The 24,227-nt window shown below is 45.3% G+C and carries 17 protein-coding genes and 1 tRNA gene; 4 read left to right on the top strand and 14 right to left on the bottom strand.

The features are described 5' to 3' along the window. Window positions 1-220 precede the first annotated feature (220 nt). Window positions 221-1,678 (top strand): helix-turn-helix transcriptional regulator, encoded by a 1,458-nt coding sequence (locus B5E64_RS00690; protein ID WP_087166609.1) that lies wholly within the window; start codon window positions 221-223, stop codon window positions 1,676-1,678. A gap of 497 nt (window positions 1,679-2,175) precedes the next feature. Here the strand turns inward: B5E64_RS00690 and pflA are convergent, their stop codons facing one another. From pflA to B5E64_RS00625, 12 genes are all read right to left on the bottom strand, one after another. Next, on the bottom strand, window positions 2,176-2,937 hold the full coding sequence (pflA, locus tag B5E64_RS00685; RefSeq protein ID WP_087166608.1) for a pyruvate formate-lyase-activating protein: 762 nt from the start codon (window positions 2,935-2,937) through the stop codon (window positions 2,176-2,178). Beyond that, a complete protein-coding gene (grcA3, locus tag B5E64_RS18580) occupies window positions 2,924-3,166 on the bottom strand; it encodes an autonomous glycyl radical cofactor GrcA3 (RefSeq protein WP_024734038.1) in 243 nt (80 codons plus the stop codon). The genes pflA and grcA3 overlap by 14 nt, the downstream gene beginning before the upstream one ends. Before the next feature lie 26 nt (window positions 3,167-3,192). Beyond that, window positions 3,193-5,277, bottom strand: a complete 2,085-nt coding sequence (pflB, locus tag B5E64_RS00675; RefSeq protein WP_087166607.1) for a formate C-acetyltransferase — start codon at window positions 5,275-5,277, stop codon at window positions 3,193-3,195. Between the two features lie 187 nt (window positions 5,278-5,464). Continuing rightward, window positions 5,465-7,492: a sulfatase-like hydrolase/transferase gene (locus B5E64_RS00670; RefSeq protein WP_087166606.1), complete on the bottom strand. Its 2,028-nt coding sequence runs from the start codon at window positions 7,490-7,492 to the stop codon at window positions 5,465-5,467. 114 nt (window positions 7,493-7,606) lie between these two features. Next, a tRNA-Lys gene (locus B5E64_RS00665) sits at window positions 7,607-7,679 on the bottom strand. Window positions 7,680-7,808: 129 nt separating this feature from the next. Further along, window positions 7,809-8,153: a thioredoxin domain-containing protein gene (locus tag B5E64_RS00660; protein WP_087166605.1), complete on the bottom strand. Its 345-nt coding sequence runs from the start codon at window positions 8,151-8,153 to the stop codon at window positions 7,809-7,811. A 218-nt stretch (window positions 8,154-8,371) separates the two neighbouring features. Then, window positions 8,372-9,022 (bottom strand): tRNA (guanosine(46)-N7)-methyltransferase TrmB, encoded by a 651-nt coding sequence (gene trmB / locus B5E64_RS00650; RefSeq protein ID WP_087166603.1) that lies wholly within the window; start codon window positions 9,020-9,022, stop codon window positions 8,372-8,374. Window positions 9,023-9,061: 39 nt separating this feature from the next. Then, on the bottom strand, window positions 9,062-9,838 hold the full coding sequence (locus B5E64_RS00645) for a ZIP family metal transporter (protein ID WP_087166602.1): 777 nt from the start codon (window positions 9,836-9,838) through the stop codon (window positions 9,062-9,064). A 52-nt stretch (window positions 9,839-9,890) separates the two neighbouring features. Next, entirely contained in the window at window positions 9,891-10,499 is a 609-nt protein-coding gene (locus tag B5E64_RS00640) for a class I SAM-dependent methyltransferase (protein ID WP_087166601.1), read from the bottom strand. Window positions 10,500-10,600: 101 nt separating this feature from the next. Next, a complete protein-coding gene (gene glgB, locus B5E64_RS00635) occupies window positions 10,601-12,514 on the bottom strand; it encodes a 1,4-alpha-glucan branching protein GlgB (RefSeq protein ID WP_087166600.1) in 1,914 nt (637 codons plus the stop codon). Window positions 12,515-12,645: 131 nt separating this feature from the next. After that, complete coding sequence (locus tag B5E64_RS00630) at window positions 12,646-15,291, bottom strand: hypothetical protein (protein ID WP_087166599.1); 2,646 nt, start codon at window positions 15,289-15,291, stop codon at window positions 12,646-12,648. A gap of 720 nt (window positions 15,292-16,011) precedes the next feature. Further along, window positions 16,012-16,218, bottom strand: a complete 207-nt coding sequence (locus B5E64_RS00625; RefSeq protein WP_087166598.1) for a hypothetical protein — start codon at window positions 16,216-16,218, stop codon at window positions 16,012-16,014. 199 nt (window positions 16,219-16,417) lie between these two features. On the opposite strand from B5E64_RS00625, the gene B5E64_RS00620 reads away from it, so the two are divergent. Then, window positions 16,418-17,827, top strand: a complete 1,410-nt coding sequence (locus B5E64_RS00620) for an amidophosphoribosyltransferase (RefSeq protein WP_087166597.1) — start codon at window positions 16,418-16,420, stop codon at window positions 17,825-17,827. A gap of 46 nt (window positions 17,828-17,873) precedes the next feature. Here B5E64_RS00620 and B5E64_RS00615 read toward each other — a convergent pair whose 3' ends face one another. Both B5E64_RS00615 and B5E64_RS00610 read right to left on the bottom strand, forming a co-directional pair. Next, the gene (locus B5E64_RS00615; RefSeq protein WP_087166596.1) at window positions 17,874-20,168 is read right to left on the bottom strand and encodes a hydratase; all 2,295 of its coding nucleotides are present in this window, start codon (window positions 20,166-20,168) and stop codon (window positions 17,874-17,876) included. Between the two features lie 104 nt (window positions 20,169-20,272). After that, window positions 20,273-21,376, bottom strand: coding sequence for a helix-turn-helix domain-containing protein (locus tag B5E64_RS00610; RefSeq protein ID WP_087166595.1), 1,104 nt, complete (start codon window positions 21,374-21,376; stop codon window positions 20,273-20,275). 163 nt (window positions 21,377-21,539) lie between these two features. Here B5E64_RS00610 and dltA point away from each other — a divergent pair, with 163 nt between their 5' ends. Together dltA and dltB are read left to right on the top strand one after the other, a co-directional pair. Next, complete coding sequence (gene dltA, locus B5E64_RS00605) at window positions 21,540-23,069, top strand: D-alanine--poly(phosphoribitol) ligase subunit DltA (RefSeq protein ID WP_087166594.1); 1,530 nt, start codon at window positions 21,540-21,542, stop codon at window positions 23,067-23,069. Next, window positions 23,066-24,226, top strand: coding sequence for a D-alanyl-lipoteichoic acid biosynthesis protein DltB (dltB, locus tag B5E64_RS00600; protein ID WP_087166593.1), 1,161 nt, complete (start codon window positions 23,066-23,068; stop codon window positions 24,224-24,226). The genes dltA and dltB overlap by 4 nt, the downstream gene beginning before the upstream one ends. Window position 24,227 lies beyond the last annotated feature (1 nt).

Genomic DNA, 24,227 nt, shown 5'->3' with positions numbered 1-24,227 from the left:
TCTGCGGTATACACTATTATTAATCACTAACTCCCTCTCTCCCTTTAGACAAATTTATTGTAGCATGTTTATTCTGTTCTTTCTATAGATTTTCCAAGTGGACAAAAAATTGGACAATCTTTTTTCCATTTACATCTGGTTTTTTTATCCTCTTTTCTTTATAATAATTCTAACACACGTTCCATAACAGAACATTATTTTAAAATCAGGAGAAAAATCTATGTCGATATTTTCGGATTTATTAGGGAAGCATATCGCTGCAAAAGCCATAAAATCAAATGAAATGGCGCAGTTCTGCGGAATTGAGCGCTCCTTTATGTATAAAATTATCAAGGGGACACGGCATGTGGCAAACATGGACACCGTTCTTCTGATGGCCGAGTATCTGCGGCTCACCCCTTCCGAACGGAATGATTTTATCGAATCCTACAAAATTTCCGTTGACGGGCTGGAAAACTACTACCGCAGGAAAAGCATTCTTGAATTATTTGAAAATTTTAAAAAATACTCTGAAATTTATTCCACCCCGACCCCTGCGCCTTTATCCTGTTTCCCGGATACTCCGGGTGTATCTACCATAACCGGGCAGAATGAAATTAACCATCAGCTGTTTTATATTCTTTTTCTGGAATCCCGGACAAACGATCCCCAGATCCGTCTTCTGATCCAGCCGGACTCGGATTTTCTGATGAATCTTCTTCCGACTCTGGGATATGAAAACAAAAACCTGTCAATCAGCCATATTATCTGTTTTAATTCCAGCGATCAGCTGACAATTAACAAGAAAAACTATAATCTGACCTGCCTGAAGAAGATTCTCCCGGTCTACTGCTGTGCATGTAAATACAATGTTTATTATTACTACGGGGAACTGGTTCATTCATCAAATGAGCTTCTTCTCTTCCCTTATCTTGTGCTTACATCCAGACACGCATTCCTTCTTTCCAGAGATATGCGTTCCGGAATCCTGTTCCAGACAGAGAAGAGCCTGCAGTTCTTTCATCAGATTTATGATCAGTATCTGGAGCAGACCTCTTCCTTTGGTGTTACCATGAGTGATCTGTCGACTCAGCTTGATTATTTTCATAACCTCAAGGCAGACGTCGATCAGAACTACTGTTTTCAGATGCTCCCGTGTCTGACCTACTGTATTCCGGATTATTTTTATGACAAATATATTTATCCGGAGCTTCCAAACCGCGATTATCTGATTTCCATGCTGAGAGATTATGTACATGATCTCAGGAAACGCTTTACCGGCCACCGCATGCTTTTCATCTTCTCCGAAGAAGGGCTTCGGCGCTTTCTGGATACCGGACGGATCCCGGAATATCCGCCGGAAGTATACCGGCCGTTTGAACCTGCGGACCGTATTACTCTGATCAGACAATTCCTCCAGATCTGTCCGGCCGGAGGAATCCGGATGCTTAAATGCAGCATCGGCGACCTTGATAACGAACTGTTCATGTACGTCAATCACCGGAACGGTTACCTGATGTTCCCGTCTTCCAATCCGGAACGGCTGATCTGCCTGGACATCACAGAACCGGGACTGCTCCACGGATTCTGCGATTTCTGTGAACATCTGGATAAAGACCTTTTCTACACAGAAGAGGAAGCGGTAGAGATCATTTCTTCGCTGATAGCAGAGACAGAACAGAACGAGGAGCTTATATAGGAGGATATATGAAGATTTTCATTTTATTGGCTGTAACTTTGCTGGGATGCAATGGGTGTGCGTCGAATAAAGCCCACATCGATAATGGCGAAACGAATCCGGCAGTATTATTAGAACTTTGTTCGGACGAAAACGTAATTCCTTCTTCAAGTTCACAAATAGAAGTGAATATGATAAATAATAGTGAACAGGACATCGCAACCGGAGAAGCCTATGAGATCGAAACCTTTCTTAATGATAAATGGACGGAAGTTCCGGTTTCGATCGTATATGAGGATATTGCCTACACTATCGCGGCAGGTGAAGAAAAAAGATTTATCTGTACGCTAGATGATGTCTCAGAAAGCGGATCCTACAGAATTAAAAAACCATATTCTATCGATACGGAAAATGCTTCTTCTTCAACCGAATATGTCTATGCAGAATTTCAAATAGGTCCTAATAAAAAAATGCCAGTTCCGGTCTTGCCGGAGCTGGCGTTTTCTGATATAAAGGGCTTATTTTGCAGTCCTTTTCTTTCTGTCTTCCATTATGATTTTCAGCAGGAATTCTCTCGCTTCATGGGCTTTTGTCTTATCCATGGCTTCCACGCCTTCCAGCGGATATTTCATTCCGAGCTGTTCGTACTTTTTCGTCCCCATCGTATGATATGGAAGCACTTCCAGCCCTTTCAGATTTCGGAAACCGGAGATCAGATGTCCCAGTGTCTCCAGCTCTTCTTTCCCGTCGGTAATACCAGGAACTACAACGTGGCGTATAATCATCGGTACCCCCGCCGTCTCCAGTGCTCTGGCAAACTCCAGCACCGGAGCCTGATCCTGTCCTGTCAGTTCCCTGTGGCCTTCCGGAAGGCTGTGTTTAATATCCAGCAGAACCAGATCCGTAACCGCAAACAGCTTCTCAAACTCTTCTTTTCTTGATTCTCTGTATACAATACCGGATGTATCCAGGCATGTATGGATCCCGGTCTCTTTCGCCTGCCTGAAAAGCTCTGTCAGAAACTCAAGCTGTAAAAGCGGCTCACCGCCCGTCGCGGTAATCCCGCCCTTTCTGTAGAACTTCTCATTATGACGATATGTTTCCAGAAGTTCCTCCACTGTCATGAGATTTCCCTGGTTCGGCTGCCAGGTGTCCGGATTATGACAGTACTTGCATCGCATCGGACACCCCTGGAAAAAGATGACAAAACGAATTCCGGGACCGTCCACGGTCCCGAAACTCTCTGTCGAATGAATATAGCCCTGATTACATTTCGTCATGGAATGTTCTGGAGATAACCTCATCCTGCTGCTCTTTTGTCAGCTTATTGAAGTTTACTGCGTATCCGGACACACGTACAGTAAGCTGCGGATACTTTTCCGGATGAGCCTGTGCATCCAGAAGTGTATCTTTTGTGAATACATTTACATTCAGATGATGTCCGCCTTTTTCAGCGTATCCATCTAATAAACCTACAAGATTGTCAATCTGAGCTTCACTGATTTTCATATGATTGTCCTCCTTATTTTATATTATTATTCTTCATCGTCTAATGTTGCATTTGGCTCGCAGCATGCGCAGTCCGGCTCCAGTTCGAAAGCAATGTCGTCAAAAAGAATAGCGTCATCTTTTCCGAGTGCTCCCGGGATGATGGAGAAGGTATTGGAAATACCATCCTGAGCATCTTTAAACGGCAGTTTTGCTACAGAGCTTAAGGAAGCTACCGCACCATGGCTGTCTCTGTGGTGCATCGGGTTCGCTCCCGGAGCGAACGGCTCGCCGCCCTTTCTTCCATCCGGTGTAGATCCTGTATTCTTTCCGTATACAACGTTGGATGTGATCGTAAGGATGGATGTTGTCGGGATACCTCCACGGTATGTGTGATTTCCTTTTACATAGGACATAAACTCATGCACGATATCGTATGCGATCTCATCTGCACGGTCATCATCATTTCCGTATTTCGGGAAATCTCCTTCAATTTCGTAATCTACTACAATACCATTCTCGTCACGGACTGTTTTTACTTTCGCGTATTTAATCGCTGACAGGGAGTCAGCTACAACAGAAAGTCCTGCAATACCTGTCGCGAACCAGCGTGTTACCTTCTTGTCATGAAGAGCCATCTGAATTCTTTCGTAGCAGTATTTGTCATGCATGTAGTGGATGATGTTCAGTGCATTGACATATACCTGTGCAAGCCATTTCATCATGTCACTGAATTTACTCTTTACTTCATCGTAATCCAGATATTCGGATGTGATCGGACGGTACTTCGGTCCCACCTGTTTCTTGGAAATTTCGTCCACACCACCGTTGATTGCGTAAAGCAGACATTTTGCAAGGTTTGCGCGGGCTCCGAAGAACTGCATTTCCTTACCTACGCGCATAGAGGATACGCAGCATGCGATTGCGTAGTCATCACCATGTGTCACTCTCATCAGGTCATCGTTCTCATACTGGATGGAAGAAGACTCGATGGATGTCTTCGCACAGAAACGCTTGAAGTTTTCCGGAAGTCTTGTGGACCACAGCACGGTCAGGTTCGGTTCCGGTGCTGTTCCAAGGTTCTGCAGTGTATGAAGGTAACGGTAGGACATCTTTGTAACCATCGGACGTCCGTCGATTCCCATACCTCCGATCGACTCTGTTACCCATGTCGGGTCTCCGGAGAACAGTGCATTGTATTCCGGTGTTCTCGCAAATTTTACAAGACGCAGCTTCATAATGAAGTGGTCGATGAATTCCTGAATCTGCTCCTCTGTGAATGTGCCGTTTGCAAGGTCACGCTCAGCATAGATATCGAGGAATGTGGAAGTACGTCCAAGGGACATTGCCGCACCGTTCTGCTCCTTGATTGCAGCAAGGTATCCGAAATACAGCCACTGGATCGCTTCCTGTACATTTTCAGCCGGTCTGGAAATGTCAAATCCGTAGATCTGTCCCAGTTCTTTTAACTCTTTTAATGCTTTAATCTGTTCGGAGAGTTCTTCTCTTTCTCTTGTAACATCAGAGTACATGATTGTTCTTGTCGTATCTTTCTGATGCTGCTTGTCCTCGATCAGTCTGTCCACACCGTAAAGAGCAACTCTTCTGTAGTCGCCGATGATACGTCCGCGTCCGTATGCATCCGGAAGTCCTGTGATGATGTGGCTGGAACGGCACGCTCTCATCTCCGGTGTATAAGCATCAAATACTCCGTCATTGTGTGTCTTTCTATGTTTAGTGAAGAATTCAACGATTGCCGGGTCCACATGGTATCCATTTTCTTCGCATGCCTTGATTGCCATGCGGATACCGCCATATGGCTGCAGGGAACGCTTGAACGGCTTGTCTGTCTGGAAGCCTACGATCTTTTCCTTGCTTTTGTCAAGATATCCCGGTCCATGGGACGTAATGGTAGAAATAATTTTCGTGTCCATATCAAGGACTCCGCCTTTTTCGCGCTCCTGCGCGGACAGATCCATAACCTGCTCCCACAGTGCCTTTGTATCCTCTGTCGGTCCTGCAAGAAAGCTGTCATCACCTAAATACGGTGTGTAGTTTTTCTGGATGAAATCTCTTACATTGATTTCTTTTTCCCAGATGCCTCCGCGAAAAGATTCCCATTCTTTTCTCATGTTGATAATCCTCCTTCAAATATAAACCCTATACTGTTTCGAAACAACTGTTTCTGTTTCATGGGGCTATTATAGCTGATTCGTGAAATCTGTGTCAATGCGTTTCATGTACTATTTCAGGAACAATTCCTGCTTTTTGGCAAATCCTAGCGATTGTATAGGAAAAAATACAAAACCTGTGCCTTATTCATCGTTTTTCAGGAAAAAAGAACTCGTCCAGCCGGCTCTCTTCTCCAAAAATCTTGTTGTAATTGATACAGTCATCAAGCGGCAGATTCTCCTCCTCCCGGCCTCCGGATCCGTACTCGTGAAATCTGCCGTCATGTCCATAGTAGGCTGTTCCGCTGAAAGCCGGCACCTTTTCTCTTAAGTCAAGAAGATACTGCTGATATTTTGTAAGCTCTACCCCAGCCGTCTCCAGTGTCATAGCTCCGAGATAATTACTGCTTGTGACAACATCCTGCTGCTCCTCAATATCATAATTTGCCCAAATCAAAAACGGGGTCAGATAATAATTCTGGTTTTCTTCAAACGTCATTTCCTCATCTGTCTTTCCAAATACATACTCGTAAAAATCTTCGGACAATGTCGGAAGATGATCTCCAAAAAACACAACTACCGTCGGCTCATCGGACTTTTCCAGATCTTCGATCAGTTTCTGCAGTGCCCGGTCGGATTCATGAATCAGTGACATATACTGTTCCACCTGTGAATCGGTATACTCCAGCAGTTCAATTGAATTTTCATATTCTTTTGTATACGGGGAATGATTCTGCATCGTGACGCAGAATGTAAACAGTGGATCTTCCTCGTCCTTTATCATTTCCTCAATCCGGTCAAAACATGCCTCATCCGAGATAAAATCCCGTACCATTCTTTCTCCCTGAAAATCATCAAAGCTCAGGAACCGGTCAAATCCCATCGCTTCATACGCAACTTCCCGATTATAATTTGTCGGAATAAACGGATGTATCGCGGCTGTTTTGTATCCCTGACTTTCGAGCGGCTCCACCATTGAGGCATCCAGTTTTTTCCCGAGTACTACATAAGGCGTCGAGTTGAACATCCGCATCGACGTTCCGGTCAGGAATTCAAACTCCGTCTTTCCTGTCCCTCCGCCCAGCACCGGAACCAGCAGCTTCCCTTTAATTGTATTTTCTGTCAGACTGTTATAAAATGGAATAATTTCTTCTGATACCGGGAAATCTCTGATCCAGGTCAGATCAGAAAATGTTTCATCCATGACAGCAATGATATTCGGCTTTTTGCTGCTTCCCGCATTTCCTGATTCAATCTCGTCCGATACCTGCTGCAGCTCTTCAACCGAGTATCCTTCCGGTTCCTTTACAATCGAATCTCTGGCACCGCGGATCACACACATCTGCATTCCATAATTATAAAAACTGTCTCCCGGCCGGTTCCCATTCAGAACCACATTCCAGCTTTCCGGCTGATCGGACCATCCAAGATAGCGAATTCCTCCGACAAGCAGGAATATACCCGCCACACGGATCAGAACTTTGGCCTTCTTTCCTTTTACAAGTTTGTATTTGTTCCCCGTATATAAAGAAGTAACAATGCTGACTATAATCACACCCACAATCAGCATATGCAGTGTCATGGAATATTCATAATCACCCGCTACCGTTGTCGCCGTCCCGAGATCCAGAAAATCCACAATCTGCAGCGGAAGGCCCCGGAATTCGTAAACAAAATAGCTGGCAATCGTCCAAATAAAATACATGGCACTGCACAAAAGCACTGCAAGACGAAGAGAATTGCACAACAGCAGAAAAATCAGGAACACAACGGCTGAAACACAGATACTGAGAGATACAAACTGGTACGGAATCGTAAACATCTGCGGATTATAAATCCACTCCATGATCCAGAACATTCCTGTCCCCATTGCAATCGCCAGTACCACGATGCTTCCAACCCCGAGCCGTTTGATTTTCCTCTTTTTTCTGAGGAAGAGGCAGTAAAACTGCCATAGAATTGCTCCCGCAACACCAAACAGCCAGAGAAGTACCCACTGCACGATTCTTTTTATCGAATCTCCATTTGCCGTCCTGCCAAACATTCTCCAGTTTGTCAAAAGCACAACCATGACAGCCAGCCAGATGATCGCAAGCAAAATGCTGATTACTTTTGTTTTTCTCTTTTTCCACCTTCTTCTGATCTGAAGAATTATCTTTTGTACATCCTGCCTCATACGTGCTCCCTTTCCATCACTAATCTATCTATTCCAAATCAAACTTTCGCCCTTTGGGCACAAAAAAAATCACCGCCCCCAGAGATCTCCCTCTCCAAAAACAGTGATTTAAAGTGCGCCATCAGGGGCTCGAACCCTGGACACCCTGATTAAGAGTCAGGTGCTCTACCAACTGAGCTAATGGCACATTTTGCATTTTCCATTTGTTTAACGCAAGAAAAATTATATTACATTATTCAGGAAAATGCAAGCAAAATTTAAAAATTTTTTTATTTTTTGTGAAACGCCTGAAATTCAGGGCGCCCGGGTGATACGGTTATCTCTTTCTCTTCCGGCTGTTCAGCATATTTTCAGCAGCGTTCAATCTTCCGGCCATCTCCTCAGGCTCCATCATCCCTGTCATCCGCAGAACTTCTTCCCCGTCCGAAAACAAAAGAAATGCCGGAATTGCCCGGATACGGTATCTTGCGGCAAGAAGCGGATTGCTCTCCGTTTCCACTCTCCCCGCCTTGATTTTCCCGTCAAATTCTTCCGCAACCATTCCGAATATGTCTTCCATCATCGAACACTTCCCGCACCAGACTGCATAAAACTCTACCAGTACAGGCTTTTTCTCCTCCAGTACTTCCTTCCGGAAATTCTGCTCTGTCAACTCCTGCATTTGTCACACCGCCCTGACCTGCAGCCAGGATTAAATACCCTGTATAGTTCTGCACAGGATTTTTGAAGAATCCGGATCTTTTTATTCAGCCAGATATTATCGTAGCAGAATCTTCTGCACGTATGGCAGACCTTTCTTCCGCATCTTTTTCCCATTTTCCACCTGCCTGCTTTTTCTATCATCATATGCCGGATGAAGGATTCTGTTACGCGTTCCCCCTATCTTTTTCTTTCTGCAATCAGCTTGCAGATCGGATTTCCTTTGGCGGAAAACTTTGCCTCATATTCCGTCATAATATTCCCCCGGTTCAGGTCTTCGTTATGGTGCAGGTCGAAAGTATGTGCCTTCAGTTCCCAGCCGGCCTCCTGAACCTGCTCAAGAGAAAATTCAAACAGTTCTTTATTGTCCGTTTTAAACTCCACAACCCCGTCCTGCTTCAGAATATGATCATATCTCTCCCAGTACACGGCTGACGTCAGTCTTCTCCTTGCATGACGTGCCTTTGGCCACGGATCCGAAAAATTCAGATAGATCCGGTCCACTTCCCCCGGTTCAAATACTTCTTCTATTTCAGCCGCATCCATGCATACAAACCGGATGTTAGAAGGCGGTTCCTCCATGGCATCCATCCGCTCCAGCGCCCGCAGAAGCACACTGGAGTATCGCTCGATTCCAATATAATTTATTTCCGGATGTTCCAGCGCCATCGTCATCAGGAACCTGCCTTTCCCCATACCGATCTCCACACGTACCGGATGGTCATTTCCAAAGACCTCTTCCCAGTGTCCTTTCTGTTCCTTCTCATTCTTTATCACCGCTTCATGTCCGGCAATCACGTCTCTTGCCCCCGGTATATTCCGAAGTCTCATCCTATTCTCTCCTCTCTCCTGATCTCATCTGGACTTTCATTATCCCAGCGCAACGTCCAGGATCATCATCAGCACAAAGCCGGCTGCAAATCCGATCGTTCCGATATTACTGTGTTCCCCTTCGCTTGCCTCCGGGATCAATTCTTCCACCACAACATAAAGCATTGCTCCGGCCGCAAAAGACAGCAGATACGGAAGCACCGGTGTAATAAATCCCGCAAGCAGAATGGTAATTCCGGCCGCCACCGGTTCCACTGCCCCGGAAAGCATCCCGTACAAAAATGCCTTTCCCTTTCCCGTTCCTTCACTTTTTAACGGCATGGAAATAATTGCTCCCTCCGGGAAGTTCTGGATCGCAATGCCGATCGACAGCGCAAACGCACCTGCCATTGTAATTTCTGTGTTCCGCGAGAGCATCCCCGCGAAAACCACGCCGACCGCCATTCCTTCCGGAATATTATGAAGTGTGACGGCAAGGACAAGCATGGTTGTTTTTTTTAAAGAACATTTCGGTCCCTCTGACTTCTCCGCCCCCATGTGAAGGTGCGGTACCGCCTGATCCATCATAAGTAGGAAGAAAATCCCAAGCAGAAATCCGGCTGCCGCCGGAATAAACGCATATTTTCCCATGTTTTCCGACATTTCCATCGATGGAATCAACAGTGACCATACCGATGCCGCCACCATCACTCCGGACGCAAATCCAAGAAGTATCTTCTGAATAAGCGGTTTCATCTGGCCTTTCATAAAAAAAACACACGCCGAACCAAGCGTGGTCCCTATAAACGGTAACAACAGTCCTGCTGCAAGCTGCATATCTTCATCCCTCCTGTCAGTTAGTATATGATATCATCCACATTCTGCTACATCAAAGCCGGATAATCAGTCCCGGAACCGGTGGATGATTCGGACGATTGTAATATGAGCTCATTATAACCAGATATTTTTTGCTGTCAAGACCTTTCAGATATTCCATCAAAGCTTCCTTCTCCTCAAATCCACTGTCTTTCCCGCTGTAGATACAAAGACTGATAATTCCTCCCTTTTTCAGAAGCTCCAGACTCTGTTCAACTGCCTCCAGACTTGTCTGCGCTTTTGTGGCAAGATCATGTGCCCCTCCCGGAAGATAGCCAAAGTTAAACACAACACAGGAGACACTTCCATAACCGTCCTGCGTCTTCTCCAGCATTTTTCGGCAGTCCGGGTCCTCTGCCAGCTGTTCTCTCATCTTTTCATGTCCGCAGCAGAAAATTCTGGCCTTTTCTTCCACGCCGGCCTCCCTCAGCCGTTTTTTTGTCTTCTCTACCGCCTGTTCCTGGATGTCAAATCCCGCTGTCAGTCCATCACTGCCTGCCAGCCTGCATAAAAGCAACGTATCATGTCCATTTCCACAGGTGGCATCAATACAGTAGTCCCCATCCTTAACCTGTTCTTCGATAAACCGGTGGCACCACTGTGTAATCTGGTAATTTTCCATATCGACCCTCCATTTTTAAACCACACAAAATCAGGCTCGCCTGCAAAGCCTTCATGCACCTTCCAGACGGGCCTGATCATTTTTCCTGTCAACTGCAGTAATCAGAACTCAAATACTGCCACACCGTATGGTGGAAGTTTATATGCAAAGGAATACGGTCTTCCATCGCACTCCTGCTTCACAGCCTTATAAACAAGCGGCCGGTCCTCGCCCTTTCCTCCATACTGTTTTTCATCACTGTTTAATATCAGCTTGTACTGCTTTCTGCGCGGCACACCTACGCGGTAGTCCGCCCATTCCATCGGCGTGAAGTTGCAGACAAAAAGCAGATTCTTTTTATTATTTCTGGAATGACGGATAAAGCTGAAAATACTTCTGTATCCGTCGTTCGCATTTACCCACTCAAAACCATATCCGACAGTGTCCTGCTCATACATGGCTTTGTTCTTTTTGTAAAGCTTCAGAAGATCTCTTGTAAACGCCTGCAGATACTGATGCTCCGGCTCTTCCAGCAGATACCAGTCAAGCTCTCTTTCCTCACTCCACTCTCTAAGCTGCGCGAAATCCTGCCCCATAAACAGAAGCTTCTTCCCCGGATGCCCCATCATAAATGCGTATCCGACTTTCAGATTCGCATATTTATCAAATCCGAGTCCCGGCATCTTATTGAGCATCGAACACTTCAAATGGACGACCTCATCATGTGAAAGTACAAGAACATATTTCTCACTGTAAGCATAGGTCATCGCAAATGTCATCTGATTGTGGTGCTCTTTCCGGAAATAAGGATCCAGCTTCATATATTCCAGAAAATCGTGCATCCAGCCCATGTTCCATTTCAGGCTGAATCCCAGTCCATCGTCTTCCGGTTTTCCTGTCACTTTAGGCCATGCGGTAGACTCTTCCGCAATCATGACCGCTCCCGGATTTCGTCCAAGAACAACCGAATTTAAATGCTTGAAAAACTCGATCGCCTCCAGATTCTGATTACCTCCATATTTGTTGGCAACCCACTGACCGTCCTGCTTTCCATAATCCAGGTACAGCATCGATGCAACTGCGTCGACACGAAGCCCGTCCACATGGAAATGTTCCATCCAGAACAACGCATTGCTGATCAGGAAATTTTTTACCTCAGACTTGCCGTAGTCAAAAATCTTCGTACCCCAGTCAGGGTGCTCACCTTTTCTCGGATCCGCATATTCATAAACCGCTGTACCGTCAAAATCCGCAAGTCCGTGCGCGTCTCTTGGAAAATGAGCCGGTACCCAGTCCAGAATAACCCCGATTTTATTTTTGTGGAAGTAGTTGATCATATACGCAAAATCTTCCGGGGTTCCATATCTGGAAGTCGGCGCAAAATATCCTGTTACCTGGTATCCCCAGGAGCCGTCATACGGGTGCTCTGCGATTCCCATCAATTCAATGTGGGTATATCCCATCTCTTTCATATATTTCACAGCTTCCACTGCAAACTCACGGTAGTTGTAAAAGCGCTCCTCTTCTTCTCCCGGATGCTGTTTCCAGGAACCAATGTGCGCTTCATAGATAGACATCGGACTCTCATCCATGTTCCAGGTAGTCCTCTTTTCCATCCACGCACTGTCGCTCCATTTCAGATTTGATATGTCATGCACTTTCGAAGCGGTTCCAGGCCTTACTTCCGCATAATTCGCGAACGGATCAGCCTTGTAGAGGAAGTCTCCGGTCTTCGTCTCAATACAGTACTTATAGATCATATCCTCTTCGATCCCCTGAATAAAGCAGGTATAGATCCCAAGCGGCTCTTCTCTTACCATCGGATTTTTATCCTTGTCCCAGTTGTTAAAATCACCTACAACCGAAACTGCCTTCGCATTCGGCGCCCAGACTGCAAAATACGCACCTTTTCTGCGTCCATCCGTAACAAGATGGGATCCCATTTTTTTATATAAATCATAATGAGTTCCTTGTCCAAATAAGTACTGATCCAGTTCTCCTATCTCATATGGTTTTTTCTTTTTTGTTCTCGCCATACTATCCACCTTCTCACAAAAAATCTAAGTTTATTATACTTTAGGGATGGATAAAAAGAAAGAGTTTTAACAAAGTTTTTCACTTTATCAAAACTCTTTTCGTCATTTTATACAATTATTGTCGATTATCTTTAATGTTTGAAATCATCCTCTTTCAGAATAATTCTGTCAGTTTCATCTGTGCTCTTTCCGAATACCCTCTTCATCAGATGTTTTACATTCGCTTTCTGGGAATGGGCAATCGCGTCATCCATGATCTCCTTCACTTCAGCTACTGTCACAAAGTGGTCTTCTTTCTGAAGTACATCGATACGACTGTAAAGAGCAAGAATTCCCATTTCATCAATCCGGTATCCGTTTTCTTTTGCATATGTCTGGCCGAACGTAACAAGCTCATCATTGATAAAGATCGGAAGTTCCACACGGGAAGTAAATTTTCTGCGGAAGTCCGGATACTCAGAAAGCATTTTCTCCATCGGACGTCTCTCATCTTCCAGAATAAACAGCATCTCTCCGGTCTGCTCTTCCATTAATCCTGTCAATTCATCAATGGTTTTATCATTCATTTTACTTGCTTTTTCAATAATCAGCGCACCACCGCTGAGCTTCTGGATAATACTGATCAGGTTCTTCTTATTCAGTGCGTCTCCGGTGATAATCGCAACCTTGCCCTGCTTCATCCTGCGCTGCTTCTGAATCGCTTTTACAATATCAACCGCAAGTACAGTCTTACCGGATCCTTTGTGTCCGATTACAAGAATATTTCCTGTTCTGGAAGTTCCATACCGCTTTCTGCAGTTTCTGTCCTGCTCGAGAACATCGACAAGCTGCTCACTCATTCCACGGATCGGTACAAAATAGGAGAACAGTTTTTTCTGCTCCTCTGTCAAACCAAGCTTCAGACCGATTTCACTTGTTGCGCTCAAGTCATATCTTCCCTGAACAATAAATCCTGTATCAAAGGAAGATCCGCCGGAAGATCTGGAGTCTTCGTCTTCATCCGGTTCCTCGATTTCCAGAACCTCTTCTTTTTCCGGCTCCTGTTCCGCCGCTTCCTCTTCTTCCTGATCTGACTCTTCTACCTCTTCTTCATAGTCAGAATCATCCTCTTCAAAATCGGATTCTTCGTCCTCATACTCCTCTTCCACGGACTCCTCTTCAGCGTACTCGTCCTCGTCATACTCTTCTTCGGCGTACTCGTCCTCGTCATACTCTTCTTCGGCGTACTCGTCCTCGTCATACTCCTCTTCGGCGTACTCCTCCTCGTCGTACTCTTCTTCGGCGTACTCGTCCTCGTCATACTCCTCTTCGGTGTACTCGTCCTCATCATACTCTTCTTCGGCGTACTCGTCCTCGTCGTACTCTTCTTCGGCGTACTCGTCCTCGTCATACTCCTCTTCGGCGTACTCGTCCTCGTCATGCTCCTCCTCAGCGTACTCGTCTTCGTCGTACTCTTCTTCGGCGTACTCGTCCTCGTCGTACTCTTCTTCGGCGTACTCGTCCTCAGGACTTTCTTCTTCGACAGATTCATCCGGTTCTGTTTCAGTTTCTGTCTCTTCTTCTGTCTGATCTTTCATCGACTCGGAAAGTCTTGCAAGAGACTCTGTCGTGCCGCCGACAGCCTCTTCTCTTTCTTTTTCTTCCGCTTCCATCTCGCTGAGAAGTCTTTGAATATCTTCTGAAAGTATCGTCGCTGTGTCCTTGGAAACTGTTTCCTGCTTTGCTTTTTCTTCCTCTGCTTTTGCCTCTGCTTCGCGCCGTTTTTCTTCAATAACGGCTGCATTTTTCCTTTGTCTTTCTTCCCATTGACGAAGGATCTCTTCTATTTTCATCTGGCCTGTTTCGTACACGTCTCCCTCTCCTTTTTCGAACATCTGCTTCACTTCTGTTATCGTCTTATTTCCTCCGACAGCCATTCCAAGCAGAAAGGCTCCTGTCAGCGCTTTTGAAGAATCTGCTTTCAGAATCAGTGTTTCTCTTTTCCCCTGGTCCTGAAGCATCGAAATCACCTGCTCAAAATCTACTGTCTTTTCCGGTTCTCCCTGAACCTCTTTCTGATTTTCCGCCGGAATCTCCTCAACCTTTACCTGCTCCTCTTTTTCCGCCTTCCTTGTCTGTGCTTCTTCCACAGCGGCAGTCAGGTTTCCGGATTCTTCCTCATTCCCCGCTTTTCGATATTTCTTTTGTTGCTGCGGCGTCAGAGGTTTATATTTCATTTTCAGCTCCATCGCCTTTTGTACAAAAGCTCCGTCACTGAACCACAGAATCAGATCGTCACACTCTTCTAGGCACTCGGTTGTCATTCCCGCCTGATCGTAAAGCTCTGCAAGCTCATATGCCCATTTTTCAATATATTCCGCTTTTTTAAATTCTTCCAGCACATGAATCTGTTCCTTAATCGGGGCGTTCTGCGCCTTTAAAATCTTATACTTTAATATGTACTGGTTCGGATCCTTCGGAGCCATACTCACAAATTCGTCATAGCAGTCCAGCGCTTCCTCCGTCTCCCCCAGCCGAAGCGCCAGAGTCCCCAGGCGGTATACAATCTTCCTGCTCCCCGGACTTCTGTCATATGCAATAAAAAGGATCTCTCTGCTCTTCTGATACTCCCCGGTATATTCGTAAATTTCACTTACAGTACAAAGCATTGACGCATTTTTTACTCGCTTCCAGTCGATCGTATCTGCGATCTCCTTTGCCTTGTCGTAGGATCTTGTCTGGACGTACTTCATCATTTGTTCCGTTTTTTCACGATACTCGTATTTATCCAATGTCATTCACCTCATTAATTACTTGCTTTTGCAGCGATTCCTTACCAGCCTTCTATACGCAAGAATGATATATCTTTTCATTTTCTTAGTGTATCATACCAACCTGTCAATGTCAAAAAAATGGGAGTGTTTTTTTCTTAATTATTACAAAACTATTACGCAAAAAAAGTAGCCATTATAACGTTTTTTCTTATAATGGCTACTCTAACTATTCAATTTTTTCATATTCTATATTCTCTTACCGGAGGAATCTTTCTTTTGATCTACCGGTTCCCAAAAGCCTTTTTTATTTTATATTCGATATATAACTCAAAGTCTCTGATTAATTTTCCGCTAATGTAATCTTTGATCTCAGATCTTTTACTTCCTTTTATAATGTATTTAATTTTGTTGACTTTTCGGATCTTCTGCCAATATATCAGATTCATATAACTTAGAGAAACTCTCTTTCTTATTTCAATCTTCTTATGGGTTCTGCTCCTTGGCTTCCTCCCCTGTTACTATCCGCATACTACGTCTTCATTCATCAACTCATATTAAATATAAAATAAATGGTTAATAAAATTTCTGATGGTTATGCGATGTTTCTTTACACATCTTCTAACTCTTTGAACTATTGACTGATGTGGTATCATCCTCAATATGTCTTACAGATCTTTCAATCACAAATTCCAGTTTCTAACAACTCCGATATACTTTGTATACTCAACTATTTACTGGATTGATTTATTGATAAAGGCTTTCATCATGGGAACCTTCATCTGTAACACCACTAACATATTGAGTTTTGAATTCCGTATTGTCCAATGGTAAAAGCCCTCCTTTTCTAAATTTCCAATTCTGAAAGTGAAACAACTTCCAGTTTTCAAGAATCCCTTTCTCGTCAGGTTTCTTTTCTTTTGGATTGATTACACTATAGCATCTCGCCTCCATTTTGTCAATACTTTTCTTTTATATTTTTTATTTTATTTCATTCTTCGATTCTAATTGTACTTATTGTCTGATTTATTTATATTTTTCATTCATTTATCTATTTTTAATTTCCTCTTCATTTACCGGTCCATCCGTGCTAAACTAAATTAGTATTGTCAATGTAAGATTGTTTTAGAATGGGAAAGGAGAAATACACACTATGGGCGGATTTTTTGGCGTAGCTTCAAAAAATGAATGTGTACTTGATTTATTTTACGGGGTAGATTATCATTCTCACCTCGGAACACGAAGAGGCGGTATGGCAACTCACGGAGAGAATGGATTCAGCCGCGCAATCCATAATATTGAAAATTCCCCGTTTCGTACCAAATTTGACAAAGATCTGGAGGAGCTGAAGGGAAATCTGGGTATTGGCTGTATTTCCGACTTCGAACCGCAGCCTCTGCTGATCCAGTCACATCTTGGCAGCTTTGCTATCACTACAGTCGGCAAGATCAATAATCTTGATTCACTTTTGAACATGATTTATAATGATGGACATTCTCATTTTCAGGAGATGAGCACCGGGCAGATTAATGCCACAGAACTGGTTGCTTCCCTGATCTGCAAAAAGGATTCGATTGTAGAAGGAATCCGTTATGTACAGTCGATCGTGGACGGTTCCATGACTCTGCTTGTCATGACTCCGGAAGGTATCTATGCGGCACGTGACCGTTACGGACGCACTCCGGTTGTCGTCGGAAAGAAAGATGATGCATACTGTGTTTCTTTTGAGAGTTTCGCATATATCAATCTCGGATATACCGATTATAAGGAACTGGGACCTGGTGAGATCGTCTATGTAACACCTGAAAGCGTGGAAACAGTCGGACAGCCTTTTGAAAAAATGAAGATCTGTTCCTTCCTCTGGGTTTATTATGGATACCCTACTTCTTCCTATGAGGGAGTCAATGTAGAGGAGATGCGCTACAAATGCGGAAGCCTTCTTGCAAAAAGAGATGCCGGAACCGTTACTCCTGACATCGTTGCAGGCGTCCCGGATTCCGGAGTGGCACATGCCATCGGTTACGCAAATGAATCCGGTATCCCATATGCCCGCCCGTTCATTAAATATACACCTACCTGGCCGCGTTCTTTCATGCCGACCACTCAGAGTCAGAGAAATCTGATCGCCCGCATGAAATTGATTCCGGTGCAGGCTTTAATCGAAGACAGAAAGCTGCTTCTGATCGATGATTCCATTGTCCGTGGAACACAGCTGCGTGAGACTACTGAATTCCTTTATCAGAGCGGTGCCAAGGAAGTGCATGTACGCCCTGCATGTCCTCCGTTGTTATATGGATGTAAGTATCTGAACTTCTCAAGATCCAAATCCGAACTGGATCTGATTACACGCCGGATTATCCGCGACTGGGAAGGAGATGCTTCCCCGGAAATCCTGGCTGAATACGCAGACCCGAACAGTGACCGGTACCAGAAGATGCTGGATGAAATCTGCCGTCAGCAGAATTTCACCTCTCTTCGTTACCACCGTCTGGATGACCTGATCGAATCCATCGGAATCGACTCCTGCAAGCTCTGTACGTACTGCTTCAACGGAGAAGAATAAAGTAAAAATGAACCCCGTCCGGCTCCCGGACGGGGTTTTCTGCTGCTTACCAGCCTCTATAATAATTGATGAGACATCCTTTCATAATGATTTCCCGTTCTGTATCTGTCAGCGCGCCAAGATGAAGCGTGATCTCTTTCAGGCCGCCGTCCACAACATAGGCTTTTACTTCTTCTGCTTTGCTTTCAATCACTTTGCGGATTTCCGGAACAAAGATATAGTCGCCGTTTTTAAACGGAAGGGCTTTGTGGTCTTCCTTTGTAATAAATGGAAGCATTCCCCAGTTGATCAGGTTGGAGCGGTAACGCTTCGTCGCATATTCGCTTGCGATGTTCGCCCATCCTCCAAGCACCTTCTGGCATGATGCCGCCTGTTCTCTTGCAGATCCGTCTCCCGGCTTCACTGCAAAGATCGTGCTTCCGATACCAAGGTTTCCTTCTCCCACATTCTGGAACTGTTCTCTCACTTTTGCCATCACAGGTTTGAGTTCTTCCAGTACTTCCAGCGGACAAGTGTGTGCCTCGATTGCTTTCTGGGCCTTCTGCACCTCTTTTGCACGCCCGACATATGCCGGATCCTTTCTGGAAAGCGCAAACTCCGCAAGTCCAAGCGGATTGGACCGGTAAGAGGAAGTCTCTCCTGACGGAATCAGCTCATCTGTCGTCGTTACCGGATCATGGATCTCTGAAACAACCTTTAACAATAAGTTTTCCGGAAGCGCCGGCATCTGCGGCCAGTCCTTGATGTTTGGACCAAACTGGATCGCTGCGTCCGGATCTGCTTTTCCGTGGCTGTCAAAGACACGGTTCGCATAAATGGAGGCATCAAAATGATAGGTCGGATTTTTATATTCCACATCGAGATCGGTCGCCGGTGTCAGATATCCTTTATTGGCGGCTGTTGCTGCAATGGATCTTGCATCCATCAGCGCCACAGAGGAAATCTGACCGTTCTGAAGCTTGGATCCTTCTCTGTTCGGGAAGTTTCTTGTCGTATGACGGATACTGAACGCATTATTTGCCGGAGTATCCCCCGCGCCAAAGCAAGGTCCGCAGAATGCTGTCTTAACAACCGTTCCTGCCGCAAGGAGATCTGCGACAGCACCGTTTTTCACCAGTTCCATGTAAATCGGAGTACTTGCCGGATACACACTGAATGTAAAGGCATCGGAGCCGATGTTCTTCCCGCGGATAATGTCCGCCGCGGCACAGATATTCTCAAATCCGCCTCCGGCACATCCTGCAATGATTCCCTGCTCCACGTAGAGTTTTCCGTTTCGTATTTTATCCTGCAGTGAATATTCCACCGCATTGTCAAGGCTTACCTTTGCTTTTTCTTCCACATCATGAAGAATATCCTTTAAGTTTGCATTAACTTCTTCGATCGTGTAGGCGTTGCTCGGATGAAACGGCATTGCAATCATCGGGCGGATGCTTCCAAGGTCTACATAGACCATTCCGTCATAGTAAGCGGCTTCTCCAGGATTCAGCTCTTTATAGTCTCCGCTTCTTCCGTGGATCTCATAGAACTCCCGGATGGTGTCATCCGTCTTCCAGATCGAAGAGAGGCAGGTCGTCTCTGTCGTCATAACATCAATGCCGATACGGAAATCTGCACTCAGCTTTTCAACGCCAGGTCCCACAAACTCCATCACTTTATTATTCACATAACCGTTCTGGAACACCGCTTTGATAATCGCCAGAGCAACATCCTGCGGGCCGACTCCTTTAACCGGCTCTCCGTCCAGATAAACTGCAATCACTTCCGGCATCCGGATATCATATGTCTTGCTGAGAAGCTGCTTTACAAGCTCCGGTCCGCCTTCCCCTACTGCCATTGTTCCAAGAGCGCCGTATCGGGTATGACTGTCAGATCCCAGGATCATCTGACCGCCTCCGGCAAGCATTTCTCTCGCATACTGGTGGATGACAGCCTGATGAGGCGGTACATAGACGCCGCCGTATTTTTTGGCACAGGTCAGTCCAAACATATGGTCATCCTCATTGATCGTGCCGCCTACAGCACAGAGGCTGTTGTGGCAGTTGGTAAGCACGTACGGAATCGGGAACCGCTCAAGTCCGGACGCTCTTGCTGTCTGGATGATTCCGACAAACGTAATGTCATGTGACGTCAGTTTGTCAAACTTGATATTCAGATTTTTCATATTTCCTGAAACATTGTGGGCTTTCAGAATTTCATAGGCGATCGTCTGCGCCGCCGCCTCTTCTTTTGTAACCACACGTCCCGTCTTTGCTTTCAGCGCCTCGGCAGCTTCCGGTCCGTCTTCTATGATATCTTTACCATTCAGTAAGTAGACTCCATTTTTAAATAACTTTATCATACAGGCAAGTACCTCCTTCATTTTGTACTTTTCTCATTTTAGCACATTAAAATAACAGAGACAAGCTGTAATACCTGTCTCTGTGTTTTCCCTGTTTATAAACTTTATTGATTCATAAATTTCATATGCTCTGATACCATCATCGCGATTTTAAATGTCAGAGCGTCCTCAAACACCCGCACATCCAGACCTGTCAGCTTCTGAATCTTTTCCAGCCGGTACACGAGCGTATTTCTGTGGATATAGAGTTGTCTGGCCGTCTCGGAGATATTCAGATTGTTTTCGAAGAATTTGTAAACCGTGGAAAGTGTTTCTTCTTCAAACTCGGATACATCCCTGTCCCCGAAAACCTCTTTCAAAAACATCTCGCACAGAGAGAGCGGAAGCTGATGGATCAGCCGTCCTATTCCCAGTTCGTTATAAGCAAGAATATTCCTGTCCGGATAGAAAATCCGCCCCACATCCAGTGCCATGCCGGCCTCTTTGTAGGATTTTGATACATCCTTCAACTCGTGGATCATCGTACCGTAAGACACCCGGATATTAACCATTGCCTCAGCAGATACCGTATCCGCGATGCTCTTGGCGCTTTCAAACACTTCCCGGTATCCATCTGTCTCTTCCAGCGCCTTGACAAGAATCACACTTCCCTCATCCACCGCAGTTACAAAATCTTTCATGCCGGACGCGTACATTCCTTTCATCGTTTCAAGAAGCATCTGATTATCTTTGGCCCTGGCCTCTACAAGATAGACCACTCTCTTCTGATCGTTTTCGATATGAAGCTTCTTTGCCTGGTTGTAAACATCCACAAGAAGCATATTATCAAGAAGAAGATTCTGAAGAAAACGGTTCTTGTCAATCTTTTCTTTATAGGCACGTATCAGCCCCTCCATCTGTTTAACGCCGAGGCGCCCTACAATTTCCGCCTTTTCTCCGCTCATGTTTTCTATATTTAATATGTAAGCAGGTTTCTCCTCATCACACACAAGGAAGAGGGCGTATCCTGTGCGGATCTCTTCGAGTCCCTGAAAGATCTCTTCTTTTTTTATCTCTTCGAGAAATGCCTGAATCCTCTCGCCCGCATTCATACTCTCTGTCCCTGCCTGTACAATGCGATGTCCGTCCATTGCCCACACAGAACAGGAACCCCCTGCTATATTTTCTATTTCTGATATTGTTCTTTGCAGTACCTGATTTGACAACATGATGTTTTCCTCCATTCATTGGAATAATTATATCAAAAAAAGTGGAAAAGTAAATGAGGATTATTAAGATTTGTTGAATGTTTTCTTACTGTTCGCGAAATCATATTGACTTTTCAGGGCGGTTCTTTATGATACTGGTAAAGCACTACAGGAGGGAAAAGTTATGAACATTTTATACGAAATCAATCAGACAGCCGTCCGTTTTCCGGACCGCGCTGCAATGATATCCGGTGAAGAACGTTTAAGCTACGGAGATCTCTGGAAATATTCTGATCTTCTTGCCGCGGCTCTTCAAAGGCTCTGTAAAGATGACAGGACTCCGATTCCTGTCTACGGACATAAAAGCCCGCTGATGCTCATCTGCTTTCTTGCATGTGTAAAATCAGGAAGAGGATACTGTCCGGTCGATGTTTCTGTACCATGGTCCCGTACCATGCAGATCATCGAAAGCATTCAGCCGCCTTTTGTACTGGCCTGCGAAGATCCGGAGGACAGTTCCAGTACCGTTTCCTTTATCAGGAAAGAAGAAATTCAACATCTGATGCAGGAAGAATATCCGGAGGAGCAATTACAATTGTCCCCGGTTTCCGGCGAAGATCTTTTTTATATGATTTTCACTTCCGGAAGTACCGGAAACCCGAAAGGCGTTCAGATCACTTCTGACTGTCTGAATCATTATCTGGAGTGGTCTGTCGGCCTTGGTACCTCAAAAAAAGATAAAGAAGGACACATCTTTTTAAACCAGGCACCGTTTTCTTTTGATCTTTCAGTCATGGATCTGTACACGTGCCTGGCCTGCGGCGGAACATTGTATCCTCTTACAAAATCGCAGCAGTCCGATTTTCGTCTCCTTCTTCCGGCACTGGCCGCATCCCGGGCCTCCGTGTGGGTTTCTACGCCGTCTTTCGCAGATATGTGCCTTCGGGATCCGAATTTTGACAGTTCACTGCTTCCGCAGATCAGCCTGTTTTTATTCTGCGGAGAAACGCTGACAAACCGGACCGCACAAAAGCTGGCCGGACGGTTTCCGGATGCTGTCATCATGAATACATATGGGCCGACAGAATCCACGGTAGCAGTGACGGAAGTTCAGGTCACACCGGAACTTACAGAAACGGAAATTCCGCTTCCTGTCGGGCGTCCAAAACCGGGAACATGGATTGAAATCCATTCCCCGGAAGGGGCGCGTCTGACCGATGGAGAAAGGGGCGAGATTGTTATTCTCGGAAACACGGTCAGTCCGGGATATTTCCGGCGGCCGGACCTCTCAGAACCTGTCTTTTTCACCGTCTCCAAAAGCGGAAATACAGTCCGCGGATACCGGACAGGAGATGAGGGTTATATAAAGGATGGCATGCTTTACTACTGCGGACGCATTGATCTTCAGATCAAACTGCATGGATACCGGATTGAACTCGGAGATATCGAAAGCAATCTTTTGAAGCTTCCCGGTATTAAAAACGCTGCCGCTGTCGCGAATATGCGGGATGGAAAAGCAAAAAGTATTACCGCTTTCCTTGTCAAGGAAGATGTCCCGGAAGATGAGTTTGCAGAATCACTGCGCATCAGGCAGGATTTGAAAGAATATCTTCCGGATTACATGATTCCCAAAAAAGTGGTCTTCCTTGACCAGCTCCCGATGACGGCCAACGGAAAAGCTGACCGGAAAGCTCTGGGAGGGATGCTTTCATGAGTTTTTTTGACAATTATCAGTTTTTCTGTGTCCTTATTCTCATTCTTCTTCCGGCATTACTGCTCGGTATTCTGGAGCAGCCGCTGAAATGGTACTCTACTGCCGCAACTATTTTATTTACCGCTCTGGCCTTTTTTTCAAAACCGGAGCAGGCATCTTACCTGATTCTGTTTTTTATAATCGAACTGACTGTTGTAAAAGGGTACATGGCCTTGCGTGTTTCCAGAGACCGGAATGTCCGGGTGTACAGGCTGGCACTGTTTTTGAGTATTCTGCCGTTGATTCTCAGTAAACTGGCCGGACTGTGGGGAGAATCCATCTTTGCGTTCCTTGGAATTTCCTATCTGACATTCCGGTGTGCCCAGATCATTATCGAGACCTATGACGGATTGATTACCGAAATGTCTGTCTTTGATTTTACAGCCTTCGTGCTGTTCTTTCCGTCTCTTAGTTCAGGTCCTATCGACCGGAGCCGGCGGTTTCTGGAGGACCTGAACAGTATCCGGCCCCGCAGAGAGTACCTGGCGCTTGCCGGAGAAGGCATATTTAAAATTCTGCTTGGACTGATTTACAAGCTGATTCTTGCCTCTGTGTTCTTTAAAGGCATGGGAATGGTTGACGGTGCCCGCACATGGTACTATGTGATTTTCTATGCGTACTGCTATGGATTTTACCTGTTTTTCGATTTTGCCGGGTACAGTCTGATGGCAGTCGGCACCAGCTATCTTCTTGGCATCCGGACTCCGGACAATTTCCGGCGGCCGTTTCAAAGTATTGACATTCAGGAGTTCTGGGACCGCTGGCATATTACACTGTCCCACTGGTTCCGGGATTTTCTCTTTTCCCGGTTTATGATTCAGTCGATCCGGAAAAAGCGTTTTAAAAACAGGCTCAATGCAGCCTGTGCAGGTTTTCTTGTCAACATGCTTGTCATGGGTCTGTGGCACGGCGTGACGCCATCCTATATCCTGTACGGACTTTATCATGGCGTTCTACTGGCCGCTACGGAATGGTACAAGAAAAAATCAACCTTTTACAAAAATCACCGTCAGAAACGGTGGTACCGTTTCCTGTCGTGGCTGATCACACTTCAGCTCGTAATTTTTGGTTTTTATATCTTTTCGGGCAAGTTTGTATGGCTGCTCGGATTATCATAAT

This window comes from Drancourtella sp. An12 (assembly GCF_002160935.1).
Taxonomy (GTDB): domain Bacteria; phylum Bacillota; class Clostridia; order Lachnospirales; family Lachnospiraceae; genus Sellimonas; species Sellimonas catena.
The sequence above is the reverse complement of the archived record's forward strand: the minus strand, read 5'-3'. Positions and strand labels throughout refer to the sequence as shown.

Bases quoted from the DNA above. Each gene is read 5' to 3' on its own strand.
- B5E64_RS00690 (WP_087166609.1), top strand. From the start codon at position 221: ATGTCGATATTTTCGGATTTATTAGGGAAGCATATCGCTGCAAAAGCC.
- pflA (WP_087166608.1), bottom strand. From the start codon at position 2,937: ATGACGAAATGTAATCAGGGCTATATTCATTCGACAGAGAGTTTCGGG.
- grcA3 (WP_024734038.1), bottom strand. From the start codon at position 3,166: ATGAAAATCAGTGAAGCTCAGATTGACAATCTTGTAGGTTTATTAGAT.
- pflB (WP_087166607.1), bottom strand. From the start codon at position 5,277: ATGAGAAAAGAATGGGAATCTTTTCGCGGAGGCATCTGGGAAAAAGAA.
- B5E64_RS00670 (WP_087166606.1), bottom strand. From the start codon at position 7,492: ATGAGGCAGGATGTACAAAAGATAATTCTTCAGATCAGAAGAAGGTGG.
- B5E64_RS00660 (WP_087166605.1), bottom strand. From the start codon at position 8,153: ATGCAGGAGTTGACAGAGCAGAATTTCCGGAAGGAAGTACTGGAGGAG.
- trmB (WP_087166603.1), bottom strand. From the start codon at position 9,022: ATGAGACTTCGGAATATACCGGGGGCAAGAGACGTGATTGCCGGACAT.
- B5E64_RS00645 (WP_087166602.1), bottom strand. From the start codon at position 9,838: ATGCAGCTTGCAGCAGGACTGTTGTTACCGTTTATAGGGACCACGCTT.
- B5E64_RS00640 (WP_087166601.1), bottom strand. From the start codon at position 10,499: ATGGAAAATTACCAGATTACACAGTGGTGCCACCGGTTTATCGAAGAA.
- glgB (WP_087166600.1), bottom strand. From the start codon at position 12,514: ATGGCGAGAACAAAAAAGAAAAAACCATATGAGATAGGAGAACTGGAT.
- B5E64_RS00630 (WP_087166599.1), bottom strand. From the start codon at position 15,291: ATGACATTGGATAAATACGAGTATCGTGAAAAAACGGAACAAATGATG.
- B5E64_RS00625 (WP_087166598.1), bottom strand. From the start codon at position 16,218: ATGGAGGCGAGATGCTATAGTGTAATCAATCCAAAAGAAAAGAAACCT.
- B5E64_RS00620 (WP_087166597.1), top strand. From the start codon at position 16,418: ATGGGCGGATTTTTTGGCGTAGCTTCAAAAAATGAATGTGTACTTGAT.
- B5E64_RS00615 (WP_087166596.1), bottom strand. From the start codon at position 20,168: ATGATAAAGTTATTTAAAAATGGAGTCTACTTACTGAATGGTAAAGAT.
- B5E64_RS00610 (WP_087166595.1), bottom strand. From the start codon at position 21,376: ATGTTGTCAAATCAGGTACTGCAAAGAACAATATCAGAAATAGAAAAT.
- dltA (WP_087166594.1), top strand. From the start codon at position 21,540: ATGAACATTTTATACGAAATCAATCAGACAGCCGTCCGTTTTCCGGAC.
- dltB (WP_087166593.1), top strand. From the start codon at position 23,066: ATGAGTTTTTTTGACAATTATCAGTTTTTCTGTGTCCTTATTCTCATT.